The organism is Rhizorhapis sp., assembly GCF_035276005.1.
In the GTDB taxonomy this organism is placed as follows: domain Bacteria; phylum Pseudomonadota; class Alphaproteobacteria; order Sphingomonadales; family Sphingomonadaceae; genus Rhizorhapis.
On the sequence record NZ_DATEMB010000024.1, the window covers coordinates 20,132 to 35,157 of the forward strand.

Genomic DNA, 15,026 nt, shown 5'->3' on the forward strand with positions numbered 1-15,026 from the left:
CAACCTCTCCGCCTTCCGTCTCCCATCACAATTTGGGCTGGCCCATCTCATCCATCAGCACTTCGCGGCGGCCCACATGGTTGGGCGATCCGACATACCCGTCATTTTCCATCCGCTCGATGAGGCGCGCCGCGCTGTTATATCCGATGCGGAGCTGGCGCTGCAGCCAGCTTGTCGAGGCCTTTTGGTTCTCGAACACAAGCTGGCAGGCCTTGCGGTAAAGCTGCGCGTCCGGGCTGTCGTCGGAAAGGTCGACGCCATCAAGAGCGAAGCTGCCGTCCTCCGGCTCCTCGGTAACAGCCTGTATGTAGTCAGGCTTGCCCTGCGCGCGCCAATGGTCGGCAACGGCGCGGACCTCGTCGTCGGAGACGAAGGGGCCGTGGACGCGGGTGATCTGCTTGCCGCCGGGCATGTAGAGCATGTCGCCCTTGCCCAATAGCTGCTCGGCGCCCTGTTCGCCCAGGATCGTGCGGCTGTCGATCTTGGAGGCGACATAGAAGCTGATGCGGGTCGGCAGATTGGCCTTGATGACGCCGGTGATGACGTCGACCGAAGGACGCTGCGTCGCCATGATGAGGTGGAGGCCCGCCGCGCGCGCCTTTTGCGCCAGGCGCTGGATCAGGAATTCGACCTCCTTGCCCGCGGTCATCATGAGGTCGGCAAGCTCGTCCACGATAACAACGATCTGCGGCAGCGGATGGAAATCGAGCTGCTCCTCCTCATAGATGGGCTGGCCGGTTTCATGATCATAGCCGGTCTGGACACGGCGGCCGAGCGGTTTGCCCTTCGCCTTCGCCGCCCGGACCTTCTCGTTGAAATTGGCGAGGTTGCGAACGCCCACTGACGCCATCATGCGATAGCGATCCTCCATCTGCTCCACAGCCCATTTGAGCGCACGCACGGCCTTGCTGGGCTCGGTGACCACCGGGGAGAGGAGATGCGGAATGTCGTCATAGATGCTGAGCTCCAGCATCTTGGGATCGATCATGATCATCCGGCACTGGTCCGGGGTCAGCCGGTAGAGCAGCGACAGGATCATGCAGTTGAGGCCAACCGACTTGCCGGAACCGGTGGTGCCCGCGATCAGCAGGTGCGGCATTGGCGCAAGGTCGGCGATCACCGGATCGCCATTGATATTCTTGCCAAGGATGATGGGAAGCTGCGCGTTCTGGTCGGCAAAGGCTTCGCCGGAAATCAGCTCGTGCAGCACCACGGCCTCGCGATTGGCGTTGGGCAGTTCGATGCCGATGACCGTGCGCCCTGGAATCGTCGCGACGCGGGCCGAAAGTGCCGACATGTTGCGCGCTATGTCCTCTGCGAGCTGAATGACGCGGCTCGCCTTGATGCCGGGTGCGGGCTCCAGTTCGTACATGGTGACGACAGGACCGGGGCGAACTTCCGTGATGTGGCCCTTCACATGGAAATCGTCGAGGACGGACTCGAGCAAGCGGGCATTGCGCTCCAGGCTGGCCTTGTCGATCTTCACGCCGCTATTGGGCGGCGCAGCCTGCAACAAATCGGGAGAGGGCAGGGAGGAATTGCCGAACAGGTCGTCCTGCCTGACCTCGCGGTTCTGAGCGCGGGGAGCCGCAGGCTGGGGCGACTGGATGTTGATCGGAGGCCGTTCGGCGGGCGCGATCGAGGGGCGGGGCGGCGCCTCGGCGGGGCTGTTGCGCGGTTCGGCCGACTGTTCTGCCCGGGCGAGCTTGAAGCGAGGCATTTTTGGCCGCTCCAGCCGGAAAAGAGGCTTTTCGAGCGCCAGGCTGCGATACCAGATGACAAGGCCGGTGATGACGGCCACGACCATCAGCGTACCCGAAATCCATTCCGGCGCCGTGCCGGGGCCATTGGCGGCGAGGCTCTGGATCGCCTTCGCCGTCACCAGCCCCGCAATGCCGCCCCAGCCGGCGGGAAGCGCGACCAGCGGCTCGGGCTGGTAGAGCGATAGCGCCAAGCCGACAAGATAGATGCCCAGGAAACAGCGGGTAAGCTGACCCTGCCAGCCCTTATTCTCATCCTCTCCCCACATTCGCCGGGCGAGGACCAGCATGAGCGGCAGTAAGAGGGCGGCTGGGATGCCCATCAGCCAGAGCAGGAAATCGGAAATCCACGCGCCCGGCGCACCCATGATATTGGCGATAGGACCACCGGCAACCGTATTCATGGAGGCATCGGTGGGCTGATAGCTGAGGAAGGCAAGCGCCAGGAAGATCGTCGTCAACACCAGCAGGATCGACCCGATCAGCTCGCCGCTCCGAAGCACACTACGCTTCAGCATTTCGCGCCATTCCGGCGTGCGTTTCGCCGATGCCTGCCCCGCCATTGCGTAAGATCCCTGAAATGTGCCCGAAATGTTCTCGGCGGGCACAATCGCCCGGCTGGGAGTCGCCGTCAAGGGCGGCCTGTTTCATTCATCGCGTTTGGGTTTGCAGAACATGCAGATCTCCGTCGTCCCTGCCTCGCAGGGACGACAATTGCTTTGGAGATGGCGTTTTTCCAGCGCTAATCCGTCACACCCAATTGCCACAGGATGAAGGCCATTTCCTCGGCATCTTCCTCCAGCGATTCAAAGCGGCCCGATTTGCCGCCATGCCCTGCGCCCATATTGGTCTTGAGCAGCAGGATGTTGCCGTCAGTCTTGGTCGCGCGAAGCCTGGCCGTCCATTTGGCAGGCTCCCAATAAGTGACGCGGGGGTCGTTAAGGCCGCCTGTGATCAGCAATGGCGGATAATCCTGCGCCTTCACTTGGTCGTAGGGCGAATAGCTGCGGATGAGCTCAAACGCCGCCTTGTCCGTGATGGGATTGCCCCATTCGGGCCATTCGCCGGGCGTCAAAGGCAGCGTCTCGTCCAGCATCGTGTTGAGCACATCGACAAAGGGCACATGGGCCACTACTGCGCCCCAGAGGGCGGGGTCGGAATTCACCACCGCGCCCATCAGTTCGCCGCCCGCCGAACCGCCCGAGATGCTGATCTTGCCAGCGCTCGTATATTCAAGGTCGATCAGGCCCTTGGCAACATCCACGAAGTCGTTGAAGCTGTTGGTGCGTTTCTCCAGCTTGCCGTCCAGATACCATTGCTGGCCAAGGTCGTCGCCGCCGCGGATATGGGCGATCGCATAGGCAAAGCCCCGGTCCAGCAGCGACAGCCGGTTGGTCGAAAAGCCCGGCGGAACGGCATGACCATAGGCGCCATAGCTGTAGAGATGCAGAAGGCCGCTTCCGTCCTTTTTGAAGTCCTTTCCATAGACGATCGAAACGGGGATATCCGTGCCGTCCCGGGCGGTGATGTGCAGCCGTTCGGTCATATACCGGGAGGCATCGTAGCCCGACGGTATCTCCTGAACCTTCAGCACCTCAAGCGTGCCCGCGGCGACGTCATAATCATAGATGGTGTCTGGCGTGACCATCGATTCATAGCCGATGCGGAGCTTCTTCACGTCATATTCGGGATTCTCGTCGAGCCCGGCGACATAGCTTTCCTCTGGAAAGGGGATACGCCTTGCCGTGTTGGTCGCATAGTCACGGATTTCTATCGTATCCAGCCCATCCTCACGTCCCTCGACCACATAGAAGTCTTTGAAATTGGTGACGTCGGTCATGTAGAAATGAGGAGAGGCGGGGATCAGCTCCCGCCAATCGCCAGGATTGCCGATGCTTGCGACCGCCAGGCGGAAATTGGGGCTGGTGTCATTGGTGTGGATGAAGAGCGTGCCGTCATGTTCGTCCACATCATATTCGCGGCCGGGCTTGCGGGCGGAGACGAGCTTCGGCTCGGCCAGCGGATTGTCTGCGGGAAGCAGCCAGACTTCGCTCGTCACATGGTCGCCGGTGGCGATGGTGATCCATTTTTCCGAACTGGTGAGGCCCACGCCGACGCGGAACCCGTCATCCTGTTCGTGGAAGAGTTCCACGTCCTTTTCGATCGAATCGCCAAGCCAGTGCAGCCGCGCATTGTCTGTCCGCCAATTGTCATTGGCGAGGCCGTAGAGAAACCCGCGATTATCTGAGGTCCACACAAGCGAGGAGAGGGTGCCCGGAATGACATCGGGCAGCATGTTCCCGGTCTCCAGATCGCGCACCCGCGCCTCGAAGCGTTCCGATCCATTATCGTCAATGGCAAAAGCCAGGTAACGGCCGTTGGGGCTGACCGAAATTGCGCCCAGGCGGAAATATTCCTTGCCCTCTGCCAGCTTTGGCTCGTCCAGGATCAACTGTGTCTCACCCCCGCCGACGGGCTTTCGATACCATTTGCGATATTGCGCGCCGAGCTCGAACTCACGCCAGTAGAGCCAGGCGCCGTCCTTCTGGGGAACGCTCTTGTCATCTTCCTTGAGGCGGCCTTTCATCTCCCGGAAAAGGGTGTCGACCAGCGGCCGGTGCGGACCCATCGCCGCTTCGAAATAGCCGTTCTCTTCGTTCAGATAGGCAAGGACATCCTTGTCCTCCACCGTGGGATAGCCGGGATCCCTCAACCAATGCCACGGATCCTCCACGCGATGGCCATGGCGTTCATAGCTGTAGGGGCGCTGCGGAGCTTTGGGGGGTGCGGGCAATTTGGTCATTCGATCTTTCTGAACGGAAATGGGCGCAAGAGAAGCGTTGGCAAGCAACACTTCGCCCCCCTATGTTGGAGCGCAAGGAATAAGATCAAGGAACCTGCCATGTCCACCTATGAAGATCGGCTGAAAGCACTTCGCGAGCAATTGAACAAGGATCGTCTCGATGGCTTTGTCGTGCCGCTGACCGATGAGCATATGAGTGAATATGTCGGCGCCTATGCGCAGCGGCTCGCCTGGCTTACCGGCTTTCAAGGGTCGGCCGGATCGGCGGTGGTGCTGCCCGAGGAAGCGGCGATTTTCGTCGATGGCCGCTATACCTTGCAGGTCCGCGAACAGGTGGATGCGAAGCATTGGGAATATGTCGGTGTGCCGCAGAGCAGCGTCGCGGCCTGGTTGCGCGAACATGCCCCCAATGGCGCCCGGATCGGCTATGATCCATGGCTGCATACAAAGCATTGGGTGAAGCAGGCGACCGAGGCTCTTGGGGAAAAAGGCGCTGAGCTTGTGGCGGTGGAGCATAATCCCGTGGACGCCGTCTGGCCCGACCGGCCGGAACCCAGCAAGGCAAAGCTCATCGTCCATCCGGAACGCTATGCAGGGCGTAATGCCGCCGAAAAGCGGCAGGAAATCGCCGATTGGCTGGCATCGAAGAAGGCTGACGCGGCTGTCCTTTCGGCACTCGACTCAATTGCCTGGACCTTCAATATCCGGGGGCAGGATGTGGACCGGACGCCCGTCGCGCTTGCCTATGCCATCGTCCATGCCGATGCCACGGCGGATCTTTACGTCTCGCCCGAGAAACTCGCCGACGATGTGCTCCAGCATCTGGGGAATGCCGTTCGGGTCCATGACCGCAGAAATTTTGCGGAGGATCTGGGCGAGTTTTCCGGAAAGCGTATCGCGGCCGATCCCGAACGCGCTGTCGCCGCCATTTTCGAGCGGCTGGAGAAGGGCGGGACAACGGTACTGGAACTTCGCGATCCCGTTGTTTTGCCCAAGGCCATCAAGAATGCGGTGGAGATTGCCGGGCACAAGGCGGCGCAGGCCCGCGACGGCGCGGCACTTTCTCGCTTTCTCCATTGGCTTTCTGTTGTAGGGCCAAAGGGTACGGAAAGCGAAATGTCCGCTGCCGACCGCCTGCGCGCCTTTCGCGAGGAAACCGGCTGTCTTGTCGACCTTTCCTTCGATACGATCAGCGGATCCGGTCCCAATGGCGCGGTGGTGCATTATCGCGTCGAGGAAAAGACCAATCGCCCCCTTCAGCCTGGAACGCTCTATCTGGTCGATTCAGGCGCGCAATATCGTGACGGAACCACCGACGTCACCCGCACCATTGCTGTTGGGTCGCCCACGCAGGAGATGCGCGAGCGGTTCACGCTGGTGCTGAAAGGGCATATTGCCCTTGGGCGGGCGCAATTTCCCAAGGGAACGCGCGGTTCGCAGCTTGACGTGCTCGCGCGCCAATATCTCTGGGCGGCGGGACTCGACTATGCCCATGGCACGGGCCATGGCGTTGGCAGCTTCCTTTCGGTACATGAAGGCCCGCAGCGCATCGCCACATTCGGCGGCGGTGACGAACCGTTGCAGGCGGGCATGATCCTGTCGAACGAGCCGGGCTATTACAAAACCGGCGAATATGGCATCCGCATTGAAAATCTGGTCCTGGTCGAGCGCCGTGAAGTGCAAGGGGCAGAGCAGGAGATGCTTGGCTTCGAAACACTCACTTTCGCGCCGGTCGACCGGCATCTGGTGGAGCCTTCGATGCTTTCCGGGGCGGAGCGCGCCTGGCTCGATGACTATCATGCCAAGGTGCTGGAGGTGGTGGGTCCTCAGCTTGAAGGGGAAGCGCTCCTTTGGCTTGAAGATGCTTGCCGTCCTTTGGAGGGCTGAGGGGGCCTAGGCAAGCAAGTTGGGAGGATCGTTCAGAAACGATCCAAACATTCTTCTCGTCATTCCCGCGAAGGCGGGAATCCATCTCCCAAGGTGCAATCAAGCGGCTGGCACAGGAAATGGATCCCGCCTTCGCGGGATGATCGCCTAAAGCGGCAATCCCACATAATTCTCGGCGATCGCGGTCTGCATGGCCTCGCTATTGGCGATATAATCCAGCTCGGCGACCTGCATCGCCCGCTCGAAATCTCCGTCGCCGGGGAAGCGGTGCATCAGCTTGGTTAAGTACCAGCTAAACCGCTCTGCCTTCCACACACGTTTCAGGGCAAGGGCGCTGTAGCCCGCCACCTGCTCGCGGTCATTCTTCTTGAACCAGGCGATGAGGGCACGCGATAGATAGGCCACGTCGGATGCCGCCAGGTTCAGTCCCTTGGCCCCCGTGGGAGGCACGATATGGCCCGCATCGCCGCACAGGAACAGGCTGCCATATTGCATGGGCGTGAAGATATAGCTGCGCAAGGGCGCGATGGACTTTTCAAGTGCAGGGCCACGCGTGATGCGGGCGCCCGCTTCAGGGCCAAGCCGCACGGCAAGCTCATCCCACAGCCTGTCGTCAGGCCAATCCTCGACCGTCTCGGTCAGCGGCACGTCTATATAATAGCGGCTGCGTGTGCGGGATCGCATGGAGGCGAGCGCAAAACCCCGTTCGTGATTGGCATAGATGAGCTCGGGATTGCAGGGCGGAACGTCGGCCAATATGCCGAGCCAGCCGAACGGGTAGGCATGTTCATATTCCTTCACGCTAGCGACGGGAATGGCCCGCCGGGAAGGGCCGTGAAAGCCGTCGCATCCCGCAATGAAGCGCGCATCGATACGATGCGTCTCCCCGTCTTTCTCGAACGTGACATAGGGGGCCTCGCCGTCAATCTGATGCACGGCCACGCTGTCGCCGGTCTGCCAGATGACCGGCAGATCGCGCGAGGCGGCAGCGTCGATCAGGTCTCTGGTAAGTTCGGTCTGTCCATAGACCATCACCTGCTTGCCCGTAAGGCGCTTGATGTCGATGCGGATAAGCCGCTCGCCGTCGGCAAGGTTGAATCCGTCTTCCGGCATGCCCTCGGCATGCATGCGGCCGCCAAGCTCAAGCTGGTCCATGATGTCCGTCGTCACCCGCTCCAGCACGCCTGCCCGGATGCGGCCAAGCACATGTTCCTGGCTGGACCGCTCCACAACGATACAGCCGATCCCCGCCTGCCGGAGCAGATGGCCCAGCATAAGGCCTGCCGGTCCAGCACCGATGATGGCGACGTCCGTTTTATAGTCCATGCTGTCCCGCTTCCTTTTCCCGGCCTGTTTCGCTTGAGTGAAGAGAAGCTGCCATGTTCCGGTGAGCAAGGCCATGGACGCCCCGCCCTTTATGATGGTACTTTCCGGACATGAAGGCCTCCCCAATCCCCCAGTTTCACCTTTATGGCGAGCAGGAAAGTTTCGCCGATCCCGGCTTCGTTCACATCGAGACGATCGAAAGCCGCAGCAGGCGCAACCTATGGGAAATCTCTCCGCACCGGCATGAGCGGCTGGACCAACTGCTGATCCTGCGTGCCGGCAGTGTCCGTGCGAGGATCGACATGGATGAGCAGGTGCTCAGTGGGACGGTGGCGATCTATGTTCCGGCCATGATGGTTCACGGCTTTCACTTCGGCGAGGATGTGGACGGTGATGTCCTCACCTTTTCTCCCGAACTGGGCCGCAGCGTGCTGCCCGCCCACTATCCCGTGCAGTTATTTCCTGGGCAGGCGCTGATGCTGCGGCTGACGGATTGCCAGGCAGCGGCGATCGACCCGCTGATCGAGCAGCTAAGGCTGGAATGTTCGGGACATGACGGGGGCCGCATCGCGGCGGCAGGCTGGATTGTGGCCCTTACCCTGCTTCATGTGGAACGGGCCCGTGCCCTTTCCGGCGAGACCGCCGAAGCCTCGCTGGAAAGCGCGCGGCAGCAGCAGTTCCGGGCACTGGTGGACACGCATTTTGCGGCACAACGCCCCGTTTCCTTCTATGCGGAACGGATGGGCCTTACCGAAAAGACATTGACCCGGATGTGCCGCGCTCGCTTTGGCTGCGCGCCCAAACAATATCTTCATCGCCGCCTGTTGCTGGAGGCGCAGCGGATGCTGATCTATGGATCAGCGACAATCGCCGAGATTGCAGAGGAGCTCGGCTTTGCCGACCCTTCTTATTTCACCCGCTTCTACCGGCGTATGACCGGCCGCCTGCCGAGCGAACACAGGGAGGGTCTTCCGGTGCACTGATACGCCCCGGCGGACCAGAACTTGCCAAAAGACCTCAGCTTGAGAACCGTATCAGCGCGGTTCCGAGCATGATAAGCCCAACGCCGGTGAACTGCACCAGGCCAAGCGACTGCCTGAAGACAAACCAGCCGATCACGGTGATGACCATTATGCCGATGCCGGACCACACGGCATAGGCCAGGGCGACCGGAATCGTGCGCAAGGCGAGCGAGAGCAGGTAAAAGGCGCATCCATAGCCGGCAATCACCACAAGCGAAGGCAGCGGACGGCTGAAGCCTTCACTGCTTTTCAGGGCGGATGTGGCAATGACCTCTGCGATGATGGCGAAGGTCAGATACCACCAGTTGGTCATGGAAGCTCACCCCTTTTCAGATAGTCAATCCGCTGGTGCGCATCTGATCTATCTTACGTCACCTGTCAAAGGCGAGCCGTGGGCCCGGCCAGCGCCGGTCGTGTGCGGCTGATCCAGGATAGGGAGACCCGCTTGGCCGCATTGGATGCCTCCCCGGCGAAATATCCCCGATGGTGCGATTGCGCAGTGTGCGCAACACTGCCATAGCCGCCGGCCGCCCAAAGCTGGAAAAGGATCCCTAATGCCCCACGGCAAAGCCACTTACAGGGCCATTGGCATCGACTTCGGCACCACCAATTCGGTGGTCGCGCGGGCAGACGGCAAGCGCGAGGCCGATCTCGTCAGCTTCGCTGCGCCCGGCGGCCCGGCAAGGGTGTTCCGCTCGGCGCTGTGCTTCTGGCAGGATGAGGAGATGCGCGGCGGGCTCGCGCACGAGGCGGGGCCCTGGGCCATCGCAGAGTTCCTGGAATTTCCGCAGGGTTCGCGCTTCCTGCAATCCTTCAAGTCCGTCGCGGCCAATCCCGCGTTCGAGCATGCCAGCCTGTTCGAGAAGCGGCTGCGCTTCGAGAAACTGGGGCAGATCTTCCTGCACCACCTGCTTGCCCATGCCGGCGATGCACTCGCCGATCTACCAGAATGCATCGTCGTCGGCCGACCGGTGCGTTACGTCGGCGCGCGGCCCGATCCAGCGCTGGCGCGGGTGCGCTACGACGCCATGTTCGAAGCCCTCGGCCGTCCGGTCCATTACGTTTACGAACCACTCGGGGCGGCTTACAGCTTCGCGTCGCGGCTGAGCCAACCGGCGACATTGCTGGTGGCGGACTTCGGAGGCGGCACCAGCGACTTCTCGATCGTTCGCGTCGAGGCACCCGGCGCGGCGCGGCGCTGCGTGCCGCTGGGCTCGGCGGGCATTGGCATTGCCGGCGACCGCTTCGACTATCGAATCATGGATCATCTCGTTCTGCCGCTGCTCGGCAAGGGCGGCAGCTATCGCTCCTTCGACAAGGTGCTGGAGATCCCCGCCGGCTATTTCGCCGATTTCGGTGACTGGTCGAGGCTTGCGCTGATGCGCAACCGCAGAACGCTCGAGGAACTGGCGCGGCTGCAGCGCGCGGCCATCGATCCGGCAGCGATTGGGCGCATGATCGCAGCGGTGAAACACGAACTCGGCCACGGACTCTACGAAGCAGTGGGCCGGCTGAAACGCGCGCTGTCGACCGAGGAACATGGCATGTTCCATTTCGAAAGCCCCGATCTGACGATTACCGCCGAGGTCACCCGCACCGATTTCGAGCGCTGGATCGCGCCGGACCTCGCCCGCATCGCCGAAACGGTCGAAGGTGCGCTCGCCATCGCGGGGATCGCCCCCATCGACATCGACCATGTCTTCCTGACCGGCGGCTCCTCGCTGATCCCAGCGGTACGCCGGCTGTTCGCCGAGCGTTTCGGCGAGAGCCGGCTCGCCGGCGGCGAGGAACTGATTTCGATCGCGCATGGTCTTGCATTGATCGGGCAGGCACCCGACATCGCGGACTGGATCGCGCCCGAGGAAACCAGATCATGAGCGTAGCTTCTCGTCGCGATGGCGACGAGGAACATCTCGACCAAAGTTCGAGCTGACGATCCCACCAGGGCCGAACCTGGCACCGCGCTGTCGGCCATCGGCGGCCTAGAAGCGCTCGTTGCCTGAAGCGGCCTGCAATTGCTACATAATGCCGAAATTTTGGCTGGGGCGGGAGGATTCGAACCTCCGCATGGCGGTACCAAAAACCGCTGCCTTACCGCTTGGCTACGCCCCAATATGGCCGAGGGCGGGACTGGCCCGCCGGAGAGGCGCCCTTATACTCAGGACGCGGCGGCGGGGAAGGGATTTTTTCTCAATCCCTTCCCCGCCCGTTGTTTTCAGGCCTGCCGGCCGTTCACCAGGTCGCTATAGTCCCGCTGCAACTGCAGGGTGAGCGCGCCGACTTCAAAATTCCAGGGGCCAGCCGATTGCACCGGCGTGACCTCTGCGGCGCTTCCCGTCAGGAAGAACTGCTCGAAGCTTTCCAGCTCATCCGGCCAGATCACCCGCTCTTCCACTTCGATTCCGCGCTTGCGGGCAAGCTCGATCACCGTCTGCCGCGTGATGCCGTTAAGGAAGCAGTCTGGGGTCGGGGTATAAATCTTCCCGTCGCGAATGAAGAAGGCGTTGGCGCCGGTTGCCTCGGCGACCTGGCCCCGCCAGTCGAACATCAGCGCGTCGTCGAAGCCGCGATCGGCGGCGTGGTGCTTCGACATGGTGCAGATCATGTAAAGACCTGCAGCCTTCGCCTGAGTCGGGGCAGTATAGGGGGCTGGGCGGCGCCAGGGCGCGATGTCCAGCCGGATACCCTTGGTGGCGTCGCCAAAATAGGCACCCCATTCCCAGCAGGCGACAGCCACATGGATTCTTGTCCGCTGCGCCGCGACTCCCATTTGCTCAGGGCCGCGCCAGGCAACCGGGCGGACATAGCAGTCGGTAAGACTATTGGCCTTCATCACTTCCATGCAGGCGGCATCGATCTCGGCAACCGAATAGGGGATTTCGAAGCCCAGAAGCCGCGCGCTGTTGTGAAGGCGCTCGCTATGCTTGGTGAGTTCGAAAATCTTGCCGCCATAGGCTCTCTGCCCCTCGAACACGCTGGACGCATAGTGCATCGCGTGGGTCAGAATGTGCACATTTGCTTCGCGCCAGGGGACCAGTTTTCCGTCGAACCAGATCCAGCCGTCACGATCATGATAGGGGCGTTCGTCATGGGCCATCAGACAAATTCCAATTATATTGTTACACCGGAACGACGGTGCGCGCATTAAACTTGCCATCCTTTATGACTTGCGCCAAGATAGGTCAAGATGACTGTCCAAATTCCCAATGCGTCTCCGCTGTTCCTGCGGGAGGACGAAATCAGGCGCGGCGTCGAACTGCTCTATTTCGGCTATTCGAACATGACGCGGGCAATTGACCAGATGCTGGCGAAGCAGGGTCTTGGACGGGCGCACCACCGTGCGCTCTACTTCATTTCGCGCCAGCCCGGGCTGACGGTGAGCGAGCTTTTGAAGCTGCTGGCGATCACCAAGCAGTCATTGGGGCGGGTCCTCAACGATCTCTTGGAGCGCGGTTATATAGAGACGAGCACTGGTGCGAAGGACCGGCGGCAAAAGCTCCTGCGGCTTACGCCCGAGGGCGCAAAGCTCGAAGCGGCGCTGTTCCGCGAACTGCGCGCAAAAGTCTCCGCCGCTTATGCGCAGGCGGGGCAGGGGTCGGTCACGGGCTTCTGGCGGGTGCTGGAAGGACTGATTCCCCCGGAAGATCGGGGCATGGTGGCGGCGCTTCAAGGGCGGGATTGATCGCGGATTCTGGCTGGACTCGTTCCGGCCTAAATTGACCCTGCTTTCTGGTGCATTCAAGGGCGCGACTGGACGGCATCGGAACGAGCAAAGCTGGAACGATCCTCCCCATAGTTTCCTTGTGTTCCGGGATCACCCAAACTCCTTTTCCGCATAGGCAAAATCCCTGCCCCAACTAGCTGATTTTGCTTCAGCTTTTGATTTCCCCTTAGCCACCGCGAATTCATATTGCAGTGTTGTCATAAAAGTGAAATAGTAACATCTATATTAGAAAGATTTTATTGGAGAGGATGATGGCTTACTCAAAGCTGGTTATCTGCATTGCCGCGCTTGCCGGATTCGCCGGAATGTCAGCCTCGGCCATGGCTAAACCTCAGTCGGAGATCGGATATAAGCAAGGCGCTCTTGGTTATACGGCGCTGACCAGCGGCGATTATCAGCGAGCGGAGCGGCAGCTTCAAGAACGGGATGGCGTTGCGGCGGATGATCCTGCGCGGCTTATCAATTTGGGACAGGTCTATGCAAAGACCGGACGTTATGAGGAGGCGTTGAAGGCCTATACCGCAGCGATGAAGAGCAAGAAGCAGTTTGATCTGGTTCTGGCTGACGGCCGCGTCATCTCTAGCCGGGAAGCCGCGAAGCTCGCGCTGGCCAATCTGCGCAGCGACTATGCTGTAAAGTAAGGACGGTAACCGACCCTGGGAAAGTGAGTGGGGCGGCTGTTTTGGCCGCCCTCTTTCTTTATTGTAACATCTTAGTCATAAAAGATTCTTCTAACCGTCTTCCAACTAAAACTCCACTGTCACGTACCGCACCTAGTGCGCCGCTCGAGGCGTTACGGGGGGCGCCATCGATTCGCTTTCCGCAACGGCCTGGTTTCAAAAAATGACCGGTAAGCCGGGGCGGAGAAATTATGGCACAGATTTCCAAAATTAAGTCCATTCTGATGGCTGGCTGCGCGTGCGCAATGCTCAGCGCCTGCGGCGCCGACGACGTCGCATCGCCGGGTGAAGGCACAATCGTGCTGCCGTCGCCCACGCCCACTCCGACCCCCACTCCTACGCCAACGCCTACTCCAACGGGACCGGCCGCTGACTGCCCGACGGGCTTCACGAATGCCGGCGTGATCAACAATCTGCGCAACTGCCAGTTGCCCGCCAACATCACCTCCAACCTCACGCTCAGCAAGGTGGCGGGAGTCATCTACTCGATGGACGGCCGCACCAATGTGGGCGTGGACGTAGGTGGCGACGGTGCCGCCGCGGGCGGCACCAGCGTCACTCTGACCGTCGATCCAGGCGTAGTGGTGTTCGCCAATTCGCAGCCCACCTTCCTGGTCGTCAATCGCGGCTCGCAAATTCGGGCCGAGGGCACGGCGACCGCGCCCATCGTGTTTACTTCCCGCCAGAACGTTCTGGGAGAGGCCACCGACGGCAGTTCCAACCAGTGGGGCGGCATTGTTCTGCTCGGCCGCGCCCCGATCAGCAATTGCGACGGCGGAGCAACGGGCGGCGCCGCGAATTGTCAGCGTCTGGTCGAAGGACCCGGTGCGAACGCTTTTTACGGTGGCAATGTGGCCAGCGATAACAGCGGCGTACTGCGCTACGTTCAGATTCGCTACACCGGTTTTTCGCTGGTCGAAGGCAATGAGCTTCAGGGCTTGACCACCGGTGGCGTGGGTTCTGGCACGACATTCCAGTTCATCCAGATCCACAACAGCGGCGACGATGGCATCGAGATTTTCGGCGGCCGCCAGAACATGCGTAATCTGGTGATCACCGGTGCTGACGATGACACGCTCGATACGGACGTCGGATATAAGGGCTTCATTCAGTTCCTGATCGGCATTCAGCGCGATCAATCGGCGGGTGCCAGCGGTGATACAATGATCGAAGCGGATTCGACAGATGACGGCCTGCTCGACGCCTTCCCGCGTCAGAACACCCGTCTCGCCAATTTCACCTTTGTTCAGAAACGGACCGGCCGCAGCGCCATCCTGTTGCGTGGCGGCACCGATTATTCGCTGTTGAATGGCGTGGTGGTCGGACCCACCGCCTGTCTGGATGTTGACGATGCGGAGACGGTGCAGGCGAAGGGTGGAGACAATGGTACTCCCAACAATCCGAACGACGATACGCCGCCTGATGAAGCCGGGTTGCCGGTCTTCCAATCCGTTGTCTTCTCCTGCCCGACGGCTTTCAATACCGATGCCGACACCTTCGAAGATCAGGCGTTCAATGCTGCTGGTAACAGCAACAATAACGCTAACTTTACGCACAGCCTTTCGGGCGTATTCATCAACGGCGCCAACGAAACCGCTGTGACCCCCGCTTCCAACCTCGCATCGCTCAGCAGCTTCTTCACCCAGACGACCTATATCGGCGCGGTCAAGGATGCGAACGACACCTGGTATCAGGGTTGGACCTGCGATTCCGCCTACGCCAATTTTGGCAGCGGCAAGAGCTGCACCGCGCTTCCCGAATAAGCGCCGCTCTTACTGGCGGGGCGGCGGCTTAACGGCTGCCGCCCTTCTTGCCATCTTGAAA

At 61.0% G+C, this 15,026-nt stretch carries 11 protein-coding genes and 1 tRNA gene; 6 read left to right on the forward strand and 6 right to left on the reverse strand.

All coding sequences use genetic code 11. From position 1 onward, the window contains the following. Positions 1-25: 25 nt before the first annotated feature. Both VJS46_RS06120 and VJS46_RS06125 read right to left on the reverse strand, forming a co-directional pair. Positions 26-2,323, reverse strand: a complete 2,298-nt coding sequence (locus VJS46_RS06120) for an FtsK/SpoIIIE family DNA translocase (RefSeq protein WP_324058616.1) — start codon at positions 2,321-2,323, stop codon at positions 26-28. A gap of 179 nt (positions 2,324-2,502) precedes the next feature. After that, positions 2,503-4,563 (reverse strand): S9 family peptidase, encoded by a 2,061-nt coding sequence (locus VJS46_RS06125; RefSeq protein WP_324058618.1) that lies wholly within the window; start codon positions 4,561-4,563, stop codon positions 2,503-2,505. Between the two features lie 99 nt (positions 4,564-4,662). On the opposite strand from VJS46_RS06125, the gene VJS46_RS06130 reads away from it, so the two are divergent. Beyond that, the gene (locus tag VJS46_RS06130; RefSeq protein ID WP_324058620.1) at positions 4,663-6,450 is read left to right on the forward strand and encodes an aminopeptidase P family protein; all 1,788 of its coding nucleotides are present in this window, start codon (positions 4,663-4,665) and stop codon (positions 6,448-6,450) included. A 147-nt stretch (positions 6,451-6,597) separates the two neighbouring features. Here the strand turns inward: VJS46_RS06130 and pobA are convergent, their stop codons facing one another. Further along, the gene (gene pobA, locus VJS46_RS06135) at positions 6,598-7,776 is read right to left on the reverse strand and encodes a 4-hydroxybenzoate 3-monooxygenase (RefSeq protein ID WP_324058622.1); all 1,179 of its coding nucleotides are present in this window, start codon (positions 7,774-7,776) and stop codon (positions 6,598-6,600) included. A gap of 110 nt (positions 7,777-7,886) precedes the next feature. Here pobA and VJS46_RS06140 point away from each other — a divergent pair, with 110 nt between their 5' ends. Further along, on the forward strand, positions 7,887-8,759 hold the full coding sequence (locus VJS46_RS06140; RefSeq protein ID WP_324058624.1) for a helix-turn-helix domain-containing protein: 873 nt from the start codon (positions 7,887-7,889) through the stop codon (positions 8,757-8,759). 34 nt (positions 8,760-8,793) lie between these two features. On the opposite strand, the gene VJS46_RS06145 is transcribed toward VJS46_RS06140, so the two are convergent. Next, complete coding sequence (locus tag VJS46_RS06145; RefSeq protein ID WP_324058626.1) at positions 8,794-9,111, reverse strand: multidrug efflux SMR transporter; 318 nt, start codon at positions 9,109-9,111, stop codon at positions 8,794-8,796. A gap of 241 nt (positions 9,112-9,352) precedes the next feature. Here VJS46_RS06145 and VJS46_RS06150 point away from each other — a divergent pair, with 241 nt between their 5' ends. Further along, positions 9,353-10,675, forward strand: a complete 1,323-nt coding sequence (locus tag VJS46_RS06150) for an Hsp70 family protein (protein ID WP_324058628.1) — start codon at positions 9,353-9,355, stop codon at positions 10,673-10,675. 160 nt (positions 10,676-10,835) lie between these two features. Here the strand turns inward: VJS46_RS06150 and VJS46_RS06155 are convergent. Together VJS46_RS06155 and VJS46_RS06160 are read right to left on the reverse strand one after the other, a co-directional pair. After that, a tRNA-Gln gene (locus VJS46_RS06155) sits at positions 10,836-10,910 on the reverse strand. Between the two features lie 103 nt (positions 10,911-11,013). Further along, positions 11,014-11,895, reverse strand: coding sequence for a branched-chain amino acid aminotransferase (locus VJS46_RS06160; protein WP_324058630.1), 882 nt, complete (start codon positions 11,893-11,895; stop codon positions 11,014-11,016). Between the two features lie 90 nt (positions 11,896-11,985). Here VJS46_RS06160 and VJS46_RS06165 point away from each other — a divergent pair, with 90 nt between their 5' ends. The 3 genes from VJS46_RS06165 (at position 11,986) to VJS46_RS06175 (ending at position 14,965) form a co-directional block, all read left to right on the forward strand. Further along, a complete protein-coding gene (locus tag VJS46_RS06165) occupies positions 11,986-12,480 on the forward strand; it encodes a MarR family transcriptional regulator (protein WP_324058632.1) in 495 nt (164 codons plus the stop codon). Between the two features lie 362 nt (positions 12,481-12,842). After that, positions 12,843-13,163: a tetratricopeptide repeat protein gene (locus VJS46_RS06170; RefSeq protein ID WP_324058634.1), complete on the forward strand. Its 321-nt coding sequence runs from the start codon at positions 12,843-12,845 to the stop codon at positions 13,161-13,163. Positions 13,164-13,393: 230 nt separating this feature from the next. Continuing rightward, positions 13,394-14,965 carry a hypothetical protein gene (locus tag VJS46_RS06175; RefSeq protein ID WP_324058636.1) on the forward strand — a complete coding sequence of 524 codons (1,572 nt, stop codon included), beginning with the start codon at positions 13,394-13,396 and terminating at the stop codon, positions 14,963-14,965. Positions 14,966-15,026 lie beyond the last annotated feature (61 nt).